The organism is Acinetobacter sp. RW6 (genome assembly GCF_041956835.1).
GTDB lineage: Bacteria > Pseudomonadota > Gammaproteobacteria > Pseudomonadales > Moraxellaceae > Acinetobacter > Acinetobacter calcoaceticus.
The window spans coordinates 3,444,320-3,460,986 of record NZ_CP167121.1; the positions used below are offsets into that span (position 1 = coordinate 3,444,320).

At 38.7% G+C, this 16,667-nt stretch carries 13 protein-coding genes; 10 read left to right on the top strand and 3 right to left on the bottom strand.

Going from position 1 to position 16,667, the window contains the following annotated elements:
• Window positions 1-387 precede the first annotated feature (387 nt).
• The 6 genes from dnaA to ACB088_RS16330 all read left to right on the top strand — a co-directional run bounded on the left by dnaA (window position 388) and on the right by ACB088_RS16330 (window position 8,139).
• Complete coding sequence (dnaA, locus tag ACB088_RS16305; RefSeq protein WP_092711010.1) at window positions 388-1,794, top strand: chromosomal replication initiator protein DnaA; 1,407 nt, start codon at window positions 388-390, stop codon at window positions 1,792-1,794.
• Between the two features lie 97 nt (window positions 1,795-1,891).
• Window positions 1,892-3,040 (top strand): DNA polymerase III subunit beta, encoded by a 1,149-nt coding sequence (dnaN, locus tag ACB088_RS16310; protein ID WP_005045339.1) that lies wholly within the window; start codon window positions 1,892-1,894, stop codon window positions 3,038-3,040.
• A 14-nt stretch (window positions 3,041-3,054) separates the two neighbouring features.
• Window positions 3,055-4,137, top strand: coding sequence for a DNA replication/repair protein RecF (gene recF, locus ACB088_RS16315; RefSeq protein ID WP_003656036.1), 1,083 nt, complete (start codon window positions 3,055-3,057; stop codon window positions 4,135-4,137).
• Window positions 4,138-4,189: 52 nt separating this feature from the next.
• A complete protein-coding gene (gene gyrB, locus ACB088_RS16320) occupies window positions 4,190-6,658 on the top strand; it encodes a DNA topoisomerase (ATP-hydrolyzing) subunit B (RefSeq protein WP_003656037.1) in 2,469 nt (822 codons plus the stop codon).
• Between the two features lie 35 nt (window positions 6,659-6,693).
• Window positions 6,694-7,086 (top strand): cytochrome b562, encoded by a 393-nt coding sequence (cybC, locus tag ACB088_RS16325; RefSeq protein WP_375037460.1) that lies wholly within the window; start codon window positions 6,694-6,696, stop codon window positions 7,084-7,086.
• A gap of 126 nt (window positions 7,087-7,212) precedes the next feature.
• Window positions 7,213-8,139 carry a hypothetical protein gene (locus tag ACB088_RS16330; protein ID WP_375037461.1) on the top strand — a complete coding sequence of 309 codons (927 nt, stop codon included), beginning with the start codon at window positions 7,213-7,215 and terminating at the stop codon, window positions 8,137-8,139.
• A 50-nt stretch (window positions 8,140-8,189) separates the two neighbouring features.
• Here the strand turns inward: ACB088_RS16330 and ACB088_RS16335 are convergent, their stop codons facing one another.
• A complete protein-coding gene (locus ACB088_RS16335; protein ID WP_375037462.1) occupies window positions 8,190-10,118 on the bottom strand; it encodes an ATP-binding cassette domain-containing protein in 1,929 nt (642 codons plus the stop codon).
• A gap of 253 nt (window positions 10,119-10,371) precedes the next feature.
• Here ACB088_RS16335 and ACB088_RS16340 point away from each other — a divergent pair, with 253 nt between their 5' ends.
• From ACB088_RS16340 to erpA, 4 genes are all read left to right on the top strand, one after another.
• Window positions 10,372-11,376 (top strand): putative solute-binding protein, encoded by a 1,005-nt coding sequence (locus ACB088_RS16340; protein ID WP_375037463.1) that lies wholly within the window; start codon window positions 10,372-10,374, stop codon window positions 11,374-11,376.
• Window positions 11,377-11,630: 254 nt separating this feature from the next.
• The gene (locus ACB088_RS16345; protein ID WP_003656045.1) at window positions 11,631-12,638 is read left to right on the top strand and encodes a putative solute-binding protein; all 1,008 of its coding nucleotides are present in this window, start codon (window positions 11,631-11,633) and stop codon (window positions 12,636-12,638) included.
• A gap of 351 nt (window positions 12,639-12,989) precedes the next feature.
• Window positions 12,990-13,994, top strand: a complete 1,005-nt coding sequence (locus ACB088_RS16350; protein WP_045437800.1) for a putative solute-binding protein — start codon at window positions 12,990-12,992, stop codon at window positions 13,992-13,994.
• Window positions 13,995-14,118: 124 nt separating this feature from the next.
• On the top strand, window positions 14,119-14,454 hold the full coding sequence (erpA, locus tag ACB088_RS16355) for an iron-sulfur cluster insertion protein ErpA (RefSeq protein WP_003656048.1): 336 nt from the start codon (window positions 14,119-14,121) through the stop codon (window positions 14,452-14,454).
• A gap of 60 nt (window positions 14,455-14,514) precedes the next feature.
• Here erpA and ACB088_RS16360 read toward each other — a convergent pair whose 3' ends face one another.
• Together ACB088_RS16360 and ACB088_RS16365 are read right to left on the bottom strand one after the other, a co-directional pair.
• Window positions 14,515-15,357 (bottom strand): alpha/beta fold hydrolase, encoded by an 843-nt coding sequence (locus ACB088_RS16360; RefSeq protein WP_375037464.1) that lies wholly within the window; start codon window positions 15,355-15,357, stop codon window positions 14,515-14,517.
• Window positions 15,358-15,485: 128 nt separating this feature from the next.
• Window positions 15,486-16,613: an anhydro-N-acetylmuramic acid kinase gene (locus tag ACB088_RS16365; protein ID WP_375037465.1), complete on the bottom strand. Its 1,128-nt coding sequence runs from the start codon at window positions 16,611-16,613 to the stop codon at window positions 15,486-15,488.
• Between the last annotated feature and the right edge of the window lie 54 nt (window positions 16,614-16,667).

Here is a 16,667-nt window from a genome sequence, read left to right on the forward strand (position 1 = left end):
TTGTAGTTATCCACAAAAGATCACACCCCTATTAAATAAATTCAAATTTTAAAATTTATATTTATTCTTATTAGGAGCTACTTTTTCTGTGGATTTCGCACTTTTAAATTTAAAAAACATGTATTTGGGTTGTTGATAACTCTGTTTCTATTATATTTATGGATTGTGGATAAGTTTATGTGATAATTTATCCACAGGTTGTGCAAAAAGTTATACACAAGTGGTTTTGAATTTAAATTTATTCACAAGAGATTTCTTTTTAGGCAAAATCAGTCGAATTCGTCATGACAGATGTGGATAACTTGGTTAGAATGGCGACCCCTTCTTATCAGGAAGGGTTAATCTTTAGATTATTTGAATTTAAAAATGCAGAAATAGGGGATACACATGCTTTGGACAGACTGCTTAACTCGCTTGCGACAAGAGCTCTCTGATAACGTCTTTGCGATGTGGATTCGCCCATTAGTTGCTGAAGAAGTAGAAGGAATACTACGTCTCTATGCTCCTAACCCTTATTGGACGCGTTACATTCAAGAGAACCATTTAGAATTAATTTCTATATTGGCTGAGCAGTTGTCAGAAGGGCGTGTCCGTCAGGTTGAGATTTTAGTTGATTCTCGTCCTGGGAGTATTTTGTCATCTGCTGAACAACCAGCAACCACTACGGCTGCTTTGCAATCTGCGCCACCACAAAGTATTAAAGTAAAAAAAGAGCCCGAGTCTGTTTCTAGTCCTCATACCAATAGTGTGGTCAACCCTAAAACAGCGAAGAAGAAGCTACTCAATCCTCAGTTTACTTTTTCTTTATTTGTTGAAGGCCGTTCGAACCAGATGGCTGCTGAAACATGTAGAAAAGTATTAACTCAATTAGGTGCTTCACAGCATAACCCTTTGTTTTTATATGGTCCCACAGGGCTAGGTAAGACTCACTTAATGCAGGCAGTTGGCAATGCTTTACTACAAGCCAAACCTAACGCCCGTGTGATGTATATGACTTCTGAGAGTTTTGTTCAGGATTTTGTGAGTTCTTTACAAAAAGGCAAAGTAGAAGAGTTTAAGAAAAACTGCCGTTCTTTAGATTTATTATTGGTCGATGATATTCATCTCTTAGCAGGTAAAGAGGCAAGTCTGGTTGAATTCTTCTATACATTTAATGCCTTACTTGATGAATCTAAACAAATTATTTTAACTTCAGACCGTTATCCAAAAGAGTTAACAGAGTTAGATCCGCGTTTGGTTTCCCGTTTTTCTTGGGGACTTTCAGTAGGTGTTGAACCACCAGATATTGAAACTCGTATCGAAATTTTATTAAAGAAAGCTGAAAATAGTGGCGTTGATTTACCTCGAAATTGTGCATTATTTATTGCACAACAAGTTGTTGCGAACGTGCGTGAACTTGAAGGGGCACTTAATAAAGTCGTTGCAATTTCCCGTTTTAAAGGTGCACCAATCGATCTTGATGTCGTTCGTGAGTCTTTGAAAGATGTATTAGCGATCCGTGCACGAACAATTAGTGTAGAAAATATCCAGCGTGTGGTTAGTGAATATTTCCGTATCCCATTAAAAGAATTAGTAGGGCCGAAACGTACACGAATTTATGCTCGACCACGTCAGTTGGCAATGGGACTTGCTCGTGAGTTGACCGGTGATAGTTTTCCAGAAATTGGAATGGCTTTCGGTGGACGCGATCACAGTACTGTGATGCATGCTTGTGAAAAAGTAGCCAGTCTGCGTGGAGAAGATCCAATTTTTGACGAAGATTATAAAAATCTACTGCGTCTACTTCAGAGTTAATGAAATAATAAGACCTTGTTGCAAAGTCTACGCAAGTGCAGCATAGTACACAGCTAAAAAATGAAATATTTGCTCCAAGTTGCTAGAGGAATGAATCGTGCGTTTGAAAATCGCTAAAGAAAGTTTACTCAATGTTTTATCGCATGTTGTCGGTGCGGTAGAACGTCGTCATACATTGAATATTCTTTCAAACGTCAAAATTCAGACTAATGCTCAGGCGCTCACCATTACTGGTTCTGATCTAGAAGTCGAGCTGGTTGCGAGCACTGTTTTATCAGAAGGGGCATGCCTTGAAGCAGGGGAAACAACAGTCCCTGCTCGTAAGTTAATGGAAATTTGTAAATCATTGCCTACAGCTGCATTAATTGATTTACAAATTACTGAAGATCAAAGATGTATCTTAAAGTCTGGTAATAGCCGTTTCGTATTAGGGACTTTACCTGCAGAAGATTATCCATTATTGACGACTGAAAATAGTCAGGGTACTCAAGTACAAGTAACCCAACGTGAGTTAAAGCGTTTATTTGAAAAAACTGCTTTTGCGATGGCTGTACAAGATGTACGTTTCTATTTAACAGGTACTTTATTGGAAATTGATGAAAATCAATTACGTGCAGTAACAACAGATGGTCACCGTTTAGCACTTTGTGAAATTACAGCTTCTTCTACATCAGCTCAATTGGTTCAGGCCATTGTACCTCGTAAAGCTGTTGGTGAATTACAGCGTTTACTAAGTATTGAAGATGAACAATTAACATTGTTGATTGGTCGTGAATTGTTAAATGTAACCATCAATACACCAAGTCGTGATAAAGAACAAGGCAATATTACTGTTCGTTTTACTACAAAATTGATTGATGGAAAATTCCCTGATTATCGTCGTGTAATTCCACGTGGTGGCGATAAACATGTATTAATTAGCCACGATGTATTTAAGCAATCATTACAACGTGTCGCAATTTTGAGTAATGAAAAATTGCGTGGTGTTTTCTTGAATTTTAATCAGGATTCTTTACAGCTTCGTGCGAATAACCCTGAGCAAGATGAGGCTATTGAAGATTTAGCTATTCAATATCAAAATATACCGCTCGAAATGTCATTTAATGCGCAATATTTACTTGAAGTATTGGGTGTACTTGATGGCGATGACGTAAATATGAGTATGAGTGAGGCGAATCAGTCTGTTTTGGTTCAAGACCCAGCACATACTGATCAAACTTATGTAGTTATGCCGATGCGTGTATAGTCTGGCTATCTAATATGCATCTTACGCGCTTAAATATTGAACGTGTGCGTAATTTAAAAACGGTTGCACTCCAAGGGTTGCAACCGTTTAATATATTTTATGGCGCTAATGGTTCAGGAAAAACCTCAATTCTGGAAGCAATTCATTTGCTTGCAACAGGGAGGTCGTTCCGCACTCATATTCCTAAAAATTATATTCAGTATGCTGCCGAAGATGCAATTGTCTTTGCACAGTCTAGTACTGAGAAAATTGGCATGCAAAAGTTGGCCTCTGGTGAGCAGTTGATGAAGGTCAATGGCGACACCGTAGCTACCCAAGGCCAACTTGCTAAATTACTTCCTTTGCAGCACCTTGATCCACAAAGTACAGATATTATTGACCATGGAGCAAAACCACGACGCCAACTTTTGGATTGGCTGATGTTCCACGTGGAACCTGAGTTTTATTTTGCATGGCAATACTACTCGCGTGCATTAAAACAGCGAAATACTTTACTTAAAACCCGAAGGAATTTGTCTTTGGCTGATTTAGAGCCGTGGAACAAAATGCTGAGTGACTATGGCGAAATTTTGCACTCTCAGCGCTTGGGTATTGTGGAACAATGGAATGTTTTTTTTCAAAATGATTTGAGGCAATTACTTCCTGATCTTGAAATTGAACTGGAATACAGTCCAGGTTTTCATACGGAGCAGGGACTCATGCAAGACCTGCTTAATCAACACCAAAAAGACATCGAACGACGTTATACCGAATATGGTCCACATCGCGCAGATTTGCGCTTAAAAACCCCTTATGGACATGCTGATGTGGTTTTATCAAGAGGTCAGAAAAAACTGCTGATTATTGCCTTAAAACTGTCACAAATTGCAATGTTGCATGCGAGTAATAAGGAAACTGTGGTATTATTAGATGATCTGACAGCAGAATTAGACTTAACCGCACAACAACGTTTAATTGAACGATTAAGCCAACTTGGTAGCCAGGTTTTTATGACAACTTTAGATCATGCATCGGTAAAAAAACATTTACATGATTTGTCTATTTCATATCAATTATTCAATGTTGAATCCGGTCAAGTTAGTCTTGCTTCACCATAATTTTTTGATGTTACCCATCTTTGAATAAACCTATATTTGCTAGGGAGAAACCATGAGTTCAGAGTCTCAATCAGCCTCTCAAACAGAACAAACCAATGAAAAGGCTTATGATTCCTCTAGTATTAAAGTATTACGTGGATTAGATGCAGTTCGTAAACGTCCGGGTATGTATATTGGGGATACAGACGACGGTACCGGTTTACACCATATGGTATTTGAAGTAGTCGATAACGCAATCGATGAAGCTTTAGCTGGGCATTGTGATGAAATTATTGTCACTATTCATGAAGATGAATCAGTGAGTGTTTCTGATAATGGTCGTGGTATTCCAACCGATATTCACCCTGAAGAAGGTGTTTCTGCAGCGGAAGTAATTCTTACCATTCTGCACGCAGGCGGTAAGTTCGATGACAACAGTTATAAGGTTTCAGGTGGTTTACACGGTGTAGGTGTTTCTGTTGTAAATGCACTTTCGAGTAAATTACATTTAATGATTTCTCGTGCTGGTCAAGTGCATGAGCAAGAATATCAACACGGTGATCCGCAATATCCATTACGTGTGATTGGTGAGACGGATAAGAGTGGTACAACAGTACGTTTTTGGCCAAGTGAATTAACATTTACCCAAACCATTTTTAACGTAGAAATTCTAGCACGCCGTTTACGTGAGCTTTCATTCTTAAACGCGGGCGTACGTATTGTATTACGCGATGAACGTATTAACCTTGAACATGTATATGACTACGAAGGTGGATTATCTGAGTTTGTAAAATACATTAACGAAGGTAAAACTCATCTAAATGAGATTTTCCATTTTACTGCGGATACAGATAGCGGTATTGGTGTAGAAGTAGCCTTGCAGTGGAATGAAAGTTATCAAGAAAACGTTCGTTGCTTTACCAATAACATTCCTCAAAAAGATGGTGGTAGCCATTTGGCTGGTTTCCGTGCAGCTTTGACGCGTGGTTTAAACCAATATCTTGAAAATGAAAATATTCTCAAGAAAGAAAAAGTCAATGTAACGGGCGACGATGCACGTGAAGGTTTAACCGCTATTATTTCGGTAAAAGTACCTGATCCAAAATTCTCATCTCAAACTAAAGAAAAACTGGTATCGAGTGAAGTAAAACCTGCTGTTGAGCAAGCAATGAACAAAGAGTTCTCTGCTTACTTACTCGAAAATCCGCAAGCTGCAAAGTCAATTGCTGGTAAGATTATTGATGCTGCACGTGCGCGTGATGCTGCACGTAAAGCGCGTGAAATGACGCGTCGTAAGAGCGCACTTGATATTGCTGGTTTACCAGGCAAATTGGCAGATTGTCAGGAAAAAGATCCAGCACTTTCTGAATTATATCTTGTCGAGGGTGACTCTGCTGGTGGTAGTGCCAAGCAAGGCCGTAACCGTAAAATGCAGGCTATTTTGCCGTTGAAAGGTAAAATCCTGAACGTTGAACGTGCACGCTTTGACAAAATGATTTCTAGTCAGGAAGTGGGTACTTTAATTACTGCTCTCGGCTGTGGTATTGGCCGTGAAGAATATAATCCTGACAAACTACGCTATCATAAAATCATTATCATGACCGATGCCGACGTTGATGGTTCGCATATTCGAACCTTGTTGTTAACGTTCTTCTTCCGTCAAATGCCAGAATTGGTTGAGCGTGGGTATATCTATATTGCACAGCCACCTTTATACAAATTGAAAAAAGGTAAGCAGGAACAATACATCAAAGATAATGATGCATTGGAAAATTATTTAATTTCAAATGCGATTGATGAGCTATCTTTGCATACCAATGCTGAAGCACCATCAATTACAGGTGAAGCACTTGCTAAAGTCATTCAGGATTATCAAGTTTCGCAAAAGAGCTTACAGCGCTTAACGTTACGTTACCCAGCTAGCTTACTAGATGCTTTACTTGAAATAGAGGCATTCAAGAGCGATCAAAACCATGATGAAGCTTATGTACAACAATGGGCTGATCAAGTAAAAGACATCATTACAAGATTACAGCCAAGTTTACGTCCAGAAATTACACTAGAGTCATTTGAGCGTGAAAATGCTCAGGGTGAAAAATCTGCGCATTATTGGCCGCGTATTACTGTATATGTTCATAACCTTCCACATGCATATTTGCTTGATGCAGGTTTATTGAACTCAGCTGAGTATGCTCGTTTGCTGAAAAACTCGAAGAGTTGGTTCAGTTTGCTTGAAGATGGTGCTTATTTACAAAAAGGTGATCGCCGTATTCAAGTGGCTAACTTCCATCAAGTTTGGCAGCATATTTTGCAAGATTCGCGCCGCGGTATGATGATCCAACGCTATAAAGGTCTTGGTGAGATGAATGCTGAGCAGCTTTGGGAAACGACAATGGACCCTGAAAACCGTCATATGTTACAGGTAACCATTGACGATGCGATTGAAGCAGATCGTATGTTCTCTTGCTTAATGGGTGATGATGTGGAACCACGTCGTGCATTCATTGAAGAGAATGCTTTAAATGCAGATATTGATGCTTAATTCAACACGATTCTAAATCAGTCTAGGGAGAGAGGATGATGGGTCAGAAATTGTTAGCTAGCTTGTTAATCTCATGTGTTTTTTTAGGAAGCTCTGCTGTTTGGGCGGCTGATTTAGAAACGAATATGAAAACTTTAGCTAAGAGTACTAAAGCATTTGCTGAAGCGAAAGATGCTGCTAATGCGAAACAACAGCTTGTTGTAATGCGTGAAGCAGCAGTTTCTTCTAAGCAATATTTGCCGCATAAACTCGAAGGTTTACCTTCAGGAAATGTGCAGGTAAAAGAGTACCAAGCTGGTTTAGATCAGCTTGTTGCTGAGATTGACAAGGTAACTGCATTGGTTGAGCACGGACAGTTAGATCAAGCAAAAAGTGAAGCAATGAATTTAGTCAAAATTCGAAATGAAAATCATAAAAAATTTAGATAATCTTTTTTATGATGATTTAATAAAAGGCTTTGTTTAATTTTAGACAAAGTCTTTTGTTTTATAAGAAAAATAAATTTGTAAACTGCTATTCTCTTGGATACTCATTTATTACAAGAGAATATAATTTTGAAAAACACACAAAAACTTTTATACATTGTAATCTTATTTTTTAATTGCTTATTTCAACTGCATGCTGCCACAGCACCCACTTTTTACGGAAAATTAGTATTTCATCGTTATAGTGATTATGACGCATGGGACAGTAAGCTTTATCTTTATAATTTCACAACGCAGCAAACCACATTACTGGGCACAAACTGGAAAATTGACCACATGATGAATGGTCATTTTTCTCCAGATGGAAAATGGCTCACTTTTATGGGAGTTAATTCTGGACAGCATTATGGTGATGCATGGGATGTTTATGCTTGGAGAGTTGGGAGCACGGAATTACCAATCAATTTAACCCAAGGGAATAACAAGCGGGATGAAGATCCTAAATTTATAGATAATCAGCGTATTATTTTTAAGCAAAATGGCGATTTAAAAATCGTTAAAATGACTGATCGCACGATTACTTCTGTCACTCAAAATGGTTGGGATATCGAAGAATCGATGCCTTATCCAATGGTCAATACTACGCAAATCTTATATGCCAAAGGTGCAAGTAGTAATTCTAGAATTTTTAGTATTGATCAGTCGGGTGCATATGATACACAGCTAACTAATATTGCTTCATATTATCCAGTATGGTGGAAGGGAAGCCAGTTTTTATATGTGCGTTGGTATAGCCCAACAAATGCCCATGATCAGATCTATGTTTATGATACGGCCACCAAACAAACCACCCGTTTGCCTTTTAATAGTACAGTCGTAAATACATCAGATCCGGCACCTTTAGACCAGCGGTATATGGTGGTTTCTCTAGCGGGGCAAACAGGAAGCCGTGGCGGTTATGATTTATATATTGCAGACAGCCTATCAAGCAATGTTTGGCCTTTGCCAATCAATACCAATTTGAATGAATTAGGGGCTTTTTATACCCCTTATTAATTAATAAAAAAGCCGATTAAGAAATCGGCTTTTTTATTTTGAAAAATAGATTAATCAAAAGAGGCTTCCATCTCTTCTAATTCCATCATAAGTTCTAAAAGCTGTTCTTCATATTGCTCAAGTTTAGCTTTCAGCTCAGTCTGTTCATTCATAAGCTTGAGTAGATCATCCTTACGTGCTGCATCATATAAAGATGTATCTGCTAAAGACTCTTCAATTTTGGCAAGTTGTGGTTGAAGTTTCTCAATTTGAGACTCAATTTTTTCGATATTTTTACGAATAGGTCTGGTTTGTTCACGACGGCGAGCTGCTTCTTTACGCTGTGCTTCTTTATCGACTTTAGTGAGAGTAGGAGCGGCAGAGGAAGAATTATTCTGTGCTACAGCAGTCTGAGCATTGATGAGTTGCTGACGTGCTTCACGTAGCCATTTTGCATAATCCTGTAAATCACCTTCGAATTCGGTACATTTACCGCCGTGTACCAAAAGAAGCTCGTCACAGACACTTGCAATGAGTTGACGTTCGTGGGAAACCAATACGACAGCGCCTTCAAAATCTTGTAATGCCATGCTCAATGCATGACGCATATCAAGATCTAAATGGTTCGTCGGTTCATCCAGAATCAAAACATTTGGACGCTGCCATACAATCAGTGCGAGGGCCAAACGAGCGCGCTCTCCACCAGAAAAGGTTTCACATGGCGTATCCATGCGTTCACCACTAAAGCCAAAACTACCTAAAAAAGAACGTAAAGTCGCTTCACTAATTTGTTTACCTGCTAAACGGGCAATTTGTAACATTGGAGTAGCATGGCCATCTAAAGCATCCATTTGGTGCTGTGCAAAGTAACCAATATTAAGTAACTCTGACGCCTTGCGTTCACCAGCTAAGAGCGGTAAATCACCCACTAAGCTCTTAATTAAGGTTGATTTACCTGCGCCGTTCATACCAAGTAAACCAATACGAGAGGTTGGTGTAATTTGTAATCTGATTTTTTCGGCGATTTGTTTATCGCCATAACCAATGCTGGCATTGTCTAAAGTCAGTAACGGCGAACTCATTTTGGTTGGTTCACGGAAACTAAAAGTAAACGGTGTATCAATATGTGCTGGAGCGAGCTCTTGCATGCGCTCAAGTTGTTTAATTCGACTTTGTGCCTGACGAGCTTTAGTCGCTTTTGCTTTAAAACGGTCAATAAATTTTTGTAGGTGAGCACGTGTTTCTTGTTGCTTCTCAAAAGCTTGTTGCTGCTGAGCAAGACGTTCACTACGCGTGGTTTCAAATGTAGAGTAATTTCCGGTGTAAAGGGTGAGCTCCTGATTTTCAATATGCAGAATATGATCTGTAATCGCATCTAAAAAGTCGCGGTCATGCGAAATTAAAATGAGTGTACCTTCATAAGCTTTAAGCCAATCTTCTAACCACAAAATTGCATCTAAGTCTAAGTGGTTTGTTGGCTCGTCGAGTAATAATAAATCTGAACGGCTCATTAGGGTACGCGCCAAATTTAAACGCATACGCCATCCACCTGAGAAACTCTCAACGTTTAAACGCAATTGATTTTCTAGAAAACCAAGACCAGCCATAAGCTGAGCTGCTTTAGATGGTGCTGAATAACCATGAATTTCATCAAAACGGCCATGCAATTTAGCTAATTCAAAGTCACTCAGTTGATCTGGTTGAGCAAGCTTATTTTGAATATCCCAAAACTCTTCATCACCTGAGAGAACAAAATCAATTGCAGGCATGTCTAGTGCTTTTATTTCTTGCGCCATATGCGCCATGATCCAGCCTGAAGGACGAGTAAGTGAACCTTCATCTGCACCTAAGCTACCTAGTAACGCTGCAAATAAGGTTGATTTACCTGCACCATTGACCCCAGTCAGACCAATTTTCCAACCTGGGTGTAATTGCATAGACGCTTTTTGAAATAGAATACGTCCACCGCGGCGTAAAGAAACTTGGTCAAATTGAATCATCTTATTGTATCGAGGTGAGTGAGGAATGTCGTATTTTAAAGAGAACTGCCGATGAAAACAAAACTTTCCGGATTTTAGTTAGAAGCAGACAATAATTGTATACACCGGAATATTCTAGGTTCAGCTATTCATCCGAAATGTCTTCAATATTGAACAAGATAGAACACTTTTTTAAAAAAATGACTAAAATAAAAACAGTTTAAAGTTTGGTTGATTAATGAGCTACTAATAAAACTAGACTAGGAAAAGTCAAATGAAAAAAAGATTGGGGATAATTAGTGCGGTATTTTGCTGTGCTATGGGAACAGCACATGCGGGACAAAATGTGTGTGTATTTGATTTATTAGGAAAGTCAGGGGAATCTTATAAAATGATGGAAGAGTGGGCGCTTGCAGCAAAGGACTGGCAAGCTGATATCACCTTAATTCCATTTCAAGATGAAGCTCTGGTGGACCGTAGGCTTCGTGAAGGCAAATGTGATGCTGCTTATATGACCTCCATGCGAGCACGAAATTACAATAAATTCGCAGGTTCTATCGATGCGATTGGTGGGGTAACCAGTAATGCGATTGCCCAGAAAGCGATTAGCTACGTTTTAGATAAGCGTAATAAACATCGCATGGTGACTGCTCAGAATGGAGCAAATTATGAGGTTGTCGGTATTGTTCAGATTGGATTGGCATATTTATTTGTAAGAGATAAAAACCTGAATTCAATTGAAAAAGTTCGCGGTAAAAAATTCGCTATTTTGCATTATGACCTTGCTCAAAAAATTATGGTAGAAAGCGTAGGTGCGCAGCCTATTCCTTCTGAAATTAATGATTTTGTGAAAAAGTTTAATAGTGGACAAGTCGATGCAATTGCTGCGCCTGCTTATGCTTATAAACCACTAGAGATTGGCAAAGGTATTGGCACCAAAGGGGCCATGTTTAATTTTCCAGTGGTGAATGTTACTGGAGATTTAATTGCGAGAACTGATAAGTTCCCTACAGATTTTGGCATAAAATCACGTGATTGGTTTATACAAAAATTACCTCAAAACTTTGCCATGATAAAGCGGTTAGAAATGGGTGTACCATCAAAAATTAGAATGAATTTTTCAGCAGAAGATAAAACCAAATATCAAAAACTTTTACGAGATGGACGTCTCAACTTAACCAAACAAGGTGTATATGATACGACCATGATGAGTGTACTTAAGCGTGCTCGCTGTACAGTTGAACGCACAAATTTTGAATGTACGCTTAATGGAGAGTAGATTATTTTTTCATCACAAAAACCCTACATATATTTCCATACTGAATATGGGTATGAAAATTGTGAATATAAAAAGTAACTTACGGAAACGTAGAGATTTTTATCACTAATAAATAATTTAAATTGAACAAACAATGGTTCAATTAGATAAAAAAATTGAGTAAATGCTCTATTTTTTTCTAAAAAACATGATTAATATCTGTCTTTGAAAGGAAACTTCAAACAAAAAATCTGTTCCGTGGAAGGATGAAGAAAATGAAAAAAATCGTACTTGCTATGGCTGCCGCTTCTGTTGTTGGTTTTTCTGCTTCAGCGCAAGCAGCGAGTACCGTGTGTGTATTCGACCTCTTAGGAAAAGCAGGCGACTCATATAAAATGATGGAAGAATGGGCTCTAGCTGCAAAAGGCTGGGGTACTGAAATTAACTTAGTACCTCGTCAGGACGAGGCTGTTGCTGATAATGATTTTAAAGCGGGCAAATGTGATGCTGTAGCAATGACAGCAATGCGTGCACGCCAATATAACAAATTCGCAGGATCTATCGACTCACTTGGCGGTGTTCCAAACAACCAAATCGCTCAACGTGCAATTACCTATGTATTAGATGCGCGTAATGCAGCAAAAATGACCACCAATATGGGCGGTAAAAAATACGAAGTTGCTGGTATTTCTCCGTTAGGTTCAGCGTTCATTTTCGTACGTGACAAAAACATCAACTCTGTTGAAAAAGCTGCGGGTAAAAAATTCGCTGTACTAGGTTATGACGATGCACAAAAAATTATGGTGCAGCGTGTAGGCGCTCAAGCAGTTCTTTCTGATATTTCAAACTTTGCTGCGAAATTTAATAATGGTCAAGTAGATATGGTAGGTGCGCCTGCTTATGCTTACAAACCATTAGAATTAAATAAAGGTTTGGGTGCAAACGGTGTAATGTGGAACTTCCCTGTATTACACGTTACAGCTGATCTAGTATTACGTTCTGATAAATTCCCAGCTGGTTTTGGTCAAAAATCTCGTGACTGGTTTGTTAAACAGTTGCCTAAGAACTTTGCAATGATCAACCGTTTAGAAGCTCAGATTCCTGGCAAATACAAAATGAATTTAAGTGCAGAAGACAAACTTAAATATCAAAAAATGTTGCGTGATGGCCGTATGGACTTAACTAAACGTGGTGTTTACGATGCAGGTATGATGTCTGTATTGAAAAAAGCACGTTGTTCTGTAGACAAGGCTAACTTCGAATGTTCAATGCCTGGTGAATAATCCTCATTATTTTCAGAAAGCCTAGACTTAGTTCTAGGCTTTTTGTTTTGTATATGCTGTCAATTCTGCCATTGTGGATAACTAGAAAGACGTTAAGCTAAATTTAGATAAAAACTTCATAAGGAAACATGAAGGTATAAAAATGGATCAAGGACTTCTGTGATTAAAATAATTGCTAATAGATAGACGACTATCTATTTTTGATGGAAATAAAATCATAAAAGCAAAATGGATCCGTAAAAATATCTTCAACATGATTTTTTATATGAAGCCTATCCGACTCATACCATATTGGTGTGAAATTTCTTGGTATCGAAAAACAAAAAACTCCACAAGGAAAGGAAAAAGAATATGCAATTTTCCAAAATGCTATTACTTGCGATGGGACTGACCACAGTTTCTTTTGCAGCTCAGGCTAAACAAACAGTATGTGTTTTTGACTTCGTTGGTAAAAATGGTGATGTCTATGCGCTGATGAAGGATTATCAACTTGCAGCAAAAAACTGGGGAGCTGATATCGAACTGAAAGTAAACCAGAATGAAGCCGTTATTGCTGAAGATTTTAAAGCAGGCAAATGTGATGGCATCAGTGTGTCAGGGATGCGTGGTCGTCAATTTAACTCCTTTACAGGGTCATTGGATGCAATTGGTGCCATTCCTGACCTCAAGCTTGCTGTAAAAGTAATGCAAGGTTTAGCGAGTCCGACTTTTAGTAAATATATGGTTAACGGCCGCTATGAGGTTGTAGGTGTTATTCCAGTAGGAGATGCCTATCTTTTAGTAAATGATCGCAGCATCAATACAGTAGCAAAAGCTGCAGGTAAAAAAATTGCAGTTCTTGACTATGATGAAGCGCAAAAAATTATGGTTCAGCAGGTAGGCGCGCAGGCTGTTAGTGCCGATATAACAAATTTCGGTGCTAAATTTAATAACCATCAAGTTGATATTATTGGTGCACCTGCGGCGGCCTTTAAACCTTTGGAACTACAAAAAGGTTTAGGAACAAAAGGGGCGATCGTGAACTATCCGATCTTACAGGTGACAGGAAATATTATTATCCGTCCTGATAAGTTCCCAGCAGGTTTTGGTCAGAAATCTAGAGAGTGGGTTTCGGGTCAGTTACCACGTGCCTTTACCATTTTAGGTAAAATGAAAGCTGATATTCCACAAAAATACTGGATGGATGTTCCACCAGCAGATAAACCGGGTTATCAAAAGCTCATGCGTGAGTCACGAATTAGCCTTACACAACGTGGTGTGTATGATAAACGTATGATGAAACTATTATGGCAATTCCGCTGTAAGCAAGATGCTAAAAACTTCGAATGTGGCCTGCAAGACGAGAATTACAAATAATCTTGATAAAAATACTCAAGATTCGCTTTAAACTTCGAAGACAGACCCTATATTGATTATGCTATACTCAATATAGGGTCTTTTTTATTTTGAAAGGCACAGCAAAATCCGAGGAACAATCATCATGAATGCCCAAGCTCTAGTTTTGACAGATAATGCTGCCAATAAGGTACGCCAACTCCGTGATAGTGAAGGGAATGACGATCTCATGTTACGTGTATATGTAACGGGAGGCGGGTGTTCAGGGTTTTCATATGGCTTTAATTTTGCTGAAAGCGTAAATGAAGATGATGCAGAATTTGTTAATGGCGATGTAAAAATGCTTGTTGATTCACTCAGCTATCAGTATTTAATTGGCTCAGTGGTTGACTATGTAGAAGGCCTTGAAGGTTCACGTTTTATCATTCAAAATCCGAATGCAACAACAACATGTGGTTGTGGTTCTTCATTCTCGATTTAAAAAGAATTTTAAAATTTAAAAACCTCTCTATTTTGAGAGGTTTTTTTATTGATCAGATCATTACTTTTCACGGATAGATTCTAAAAAGTATTGCACAAGCTCAGGTGCATTCTGATATGGAATCCAATGCGAGGCATCCATAAAAACTGCACGATAACTATTTTTAAAATAACTTGAGTTTAACTTGGCACTTTTTTCTGTAACGGCAATATCATGTTTACCCCAAATAAAAAGAGTAGGGACATCTATTGCTTTAAACGGATTTTGAGGTTTATCCCAAAAAAAGCCACGATACCAATTCAACGCCGTACCTAATCTATTTTCCTTTATAAACTCGGTCTCGAATGTTTCAATTTGCTGCTCATTCATGCCAGATGACTGAAGAAATTTACGACCTAATTTAGGCATCTTTTTAAATAGAACTTCAGGAAGAAGAGGCAACTGAAAAATTGCAAAATAATAAGATTTAAAAAGTTGTTTGCTGCTTAAGCAGGCTTTTAAAAAAGCAGCTTGATGTGGTACAGAAACTAAAGTGAGATGTTGAATATATTGTGGATACTTCATTGCAACGCCCGAAGCGATTGCTGATCCCCAGTCGTGCCCTATTAAATAGACTGGTTGACCGAGTTGCTTAATAAAAATTGCAACGTCTTCTACCAGTTCACTCAGTGAATATTGAAATCGGCTTTGAGGTCTAGCATTTAAACTATAACCGCGTTGATGAATTGCAAGTGTTCTAAATTGATGCTGATGCAATAATTCCGAGGTTTGCTCCCAACTATGAGCAGTTTCGGGAAAACCATGCAATAAAACAACAAGTGGGCCATCAATAGGGCCTGAATCAATCACATCGAATGTCCAGTCGCCACGCGTGTACTGATGGATACGTTTGGTCAGATCCATGATGACAGTGCCTCAAATTATTTTTGTTGGCACTTATCATGAGTTTTTATACTGATTTAAATAACAGCATTTCGGGTCAGTAAATGTGTTATGAGGTCGAATCTGACCAATCAAATCGATATGTAGCTTTATACGGCCGTGATCGTACCTAGAATTCTGAAATCCGAAGCACCTGTTACTGCTGGTAAATTACCACTTAAACCGTTTACAAAACGCATTGCTAACCATGCAAATGCTGTAGCCTCGACCCAAGTAGGAGAGAGTCCTAAAACATCTGTAGGTTGAACTGACCAATTATGCTTACGTAAACGCCAACGTAATTGCTCTAATAAATAAGAGTTATAAGCACCACCACCACAAACATATACTTCACCTGTTTCCATCTCTGAGCGATAAATCGCCTTTTGAATGGCACGTACAGTAAGCTTTAATAAGGTTGCTTGGACGTTTTCAGGTGTATCTTCCAACTCATCATAAGTTAAATCGTTTCTCCAATCGATTAACTGATCATCCAACCAGTCAATATTGAAATCTTCACGTCCCGTACTTTTCGGTGGTTCTTTAGAAAAATATTCATGTGCATGAAGGCGATCGAGTAAAGAGCGGATAGGGTGCCCATAAGCTGCCCAATCACCATTTTCATCATATGGGTGACCAGTATGACGATGACACCACGCATCCATCAAAATATTTGCAGGACCCGTATCAAAACCAAATACGCCGTCTGCATTGTTGGCAGGCAGCATACTCACATTAGCAATACCACCCAAATTTAAAATCACACGATGAATACTTGGATGTTGAAATAATGCCTGATGGAAAGCAGGCACTAATGGTGCACCTTGACCACCTGCTGCCATATCTCTACGACGAAAATCTGAAACAACCAGAATTTGAGTGATTTCGGTAATGATATTGGGATCGCCAATTTGTAGCGTAAACCCATGTTCTGGACGGTGACGAATTGTCTGCCCATGCGAACCAATCGCTTTGATTTGACTACGATCTAATTGATGTTTTTCAATGAGAGTATTAATCCCGTGACCAATCATTTGGGCCAGAGCAACATCAGCTTTACCCATGCGGTCAATTTCATTGTCATCAGGTAAAGTTAATGCCATAAGCTCATCACGTAACTCGGGTTCAAATGGAACTGTAAGAGTGGCATGAAGCTGTAGTGGCTCAAATGAAGCCGCAACAATATCCACACCATCCATACTAGTGCCAGTCATTACGCCGATATAGATTGCGCTCATATGCAACTTCCCCTGCAAGACGCTGAAAAAATGTTAGTATATCGCACAAATTGA

Excerpts from the sequence above, each read along its gene's own strand:
- dnaA (WP_092711010.1), top strand. The coding sequence starts at position 388 with ATGCTTTGGACAGACTGCTTAACTCGCTTGCGACAAGAGCTCTCTGAT.
- recF (WP_003656036.1), top strand. The coding sequence starts at position 3,055 with ATGCATCTTACGCGCTTAAATATTGAACGTGTGCGTAATTTAAAAACG.
- gyrB (WP_003656037.1), top strand. The coding sequence starts at position 4,190 with ATGAGTTCAGAGTCTCAATCAGCCTCTCAAACAGAACAAACCAATGAA.
- cybC (WP_375037460.1), top strand. The coding sequence starts at position 6,694 with ATGATGGGTCAGAAATTGTTAGCTAGCTTGTTAATCTCATGTGTTTTT.
- ACB088_RS16335 (WP_375037462.1), bottom strand. The coding sequence starts at position 10,118 with ATGATTCAATTTGACCAAGTTTCTTTACGCCGCGGTGGACGTATTCTA.
- ACB088_RS16340 (WP_375037463.1), top strand. The coding sequence starts at position 10,372 with ATGAAAAAAAGATTGGGGATAATTAGTGCGGTATTTTGCTGTGCTATG.
- ACB088_RS16345 (WP_003656045.1), top strand. The coding sequence starts at position 11,631 with ATGAAAAAAATCGTACTTGCTATGGCTGCCGCTTCTGTTGTTGGTTTT.
- ACB088_RS16350 (WP_045437800.1), top strand. The coding sequence starts at position 12,990 with ATGCAATTTTCCAAAATGCTATTACTTGCGATGGGACTGACCACAGTT.
- erpA (WP_003656048.1), top strand. The coding sequence starts at position 14,119 with ATGAATGCCCAAGCTCTAGTTTTGACAGATAATGCTGCCAATAAGGTA.
- ACB088_RS16360 (WP_375037464.1), bottom strand. The coding sequence starts at position 15,357 with ATGGATCTGACCAAACGTATCCATCAGTACACGCGTGGCGACTGGACA.
- ACB088_RS16365 (WP_375037465.1), bottom strand. The coding sequence starts at position 16,613 with ATGAGCGCAATCTATATCGGCGTAATGACTGGCACTAGTATGGATGGT.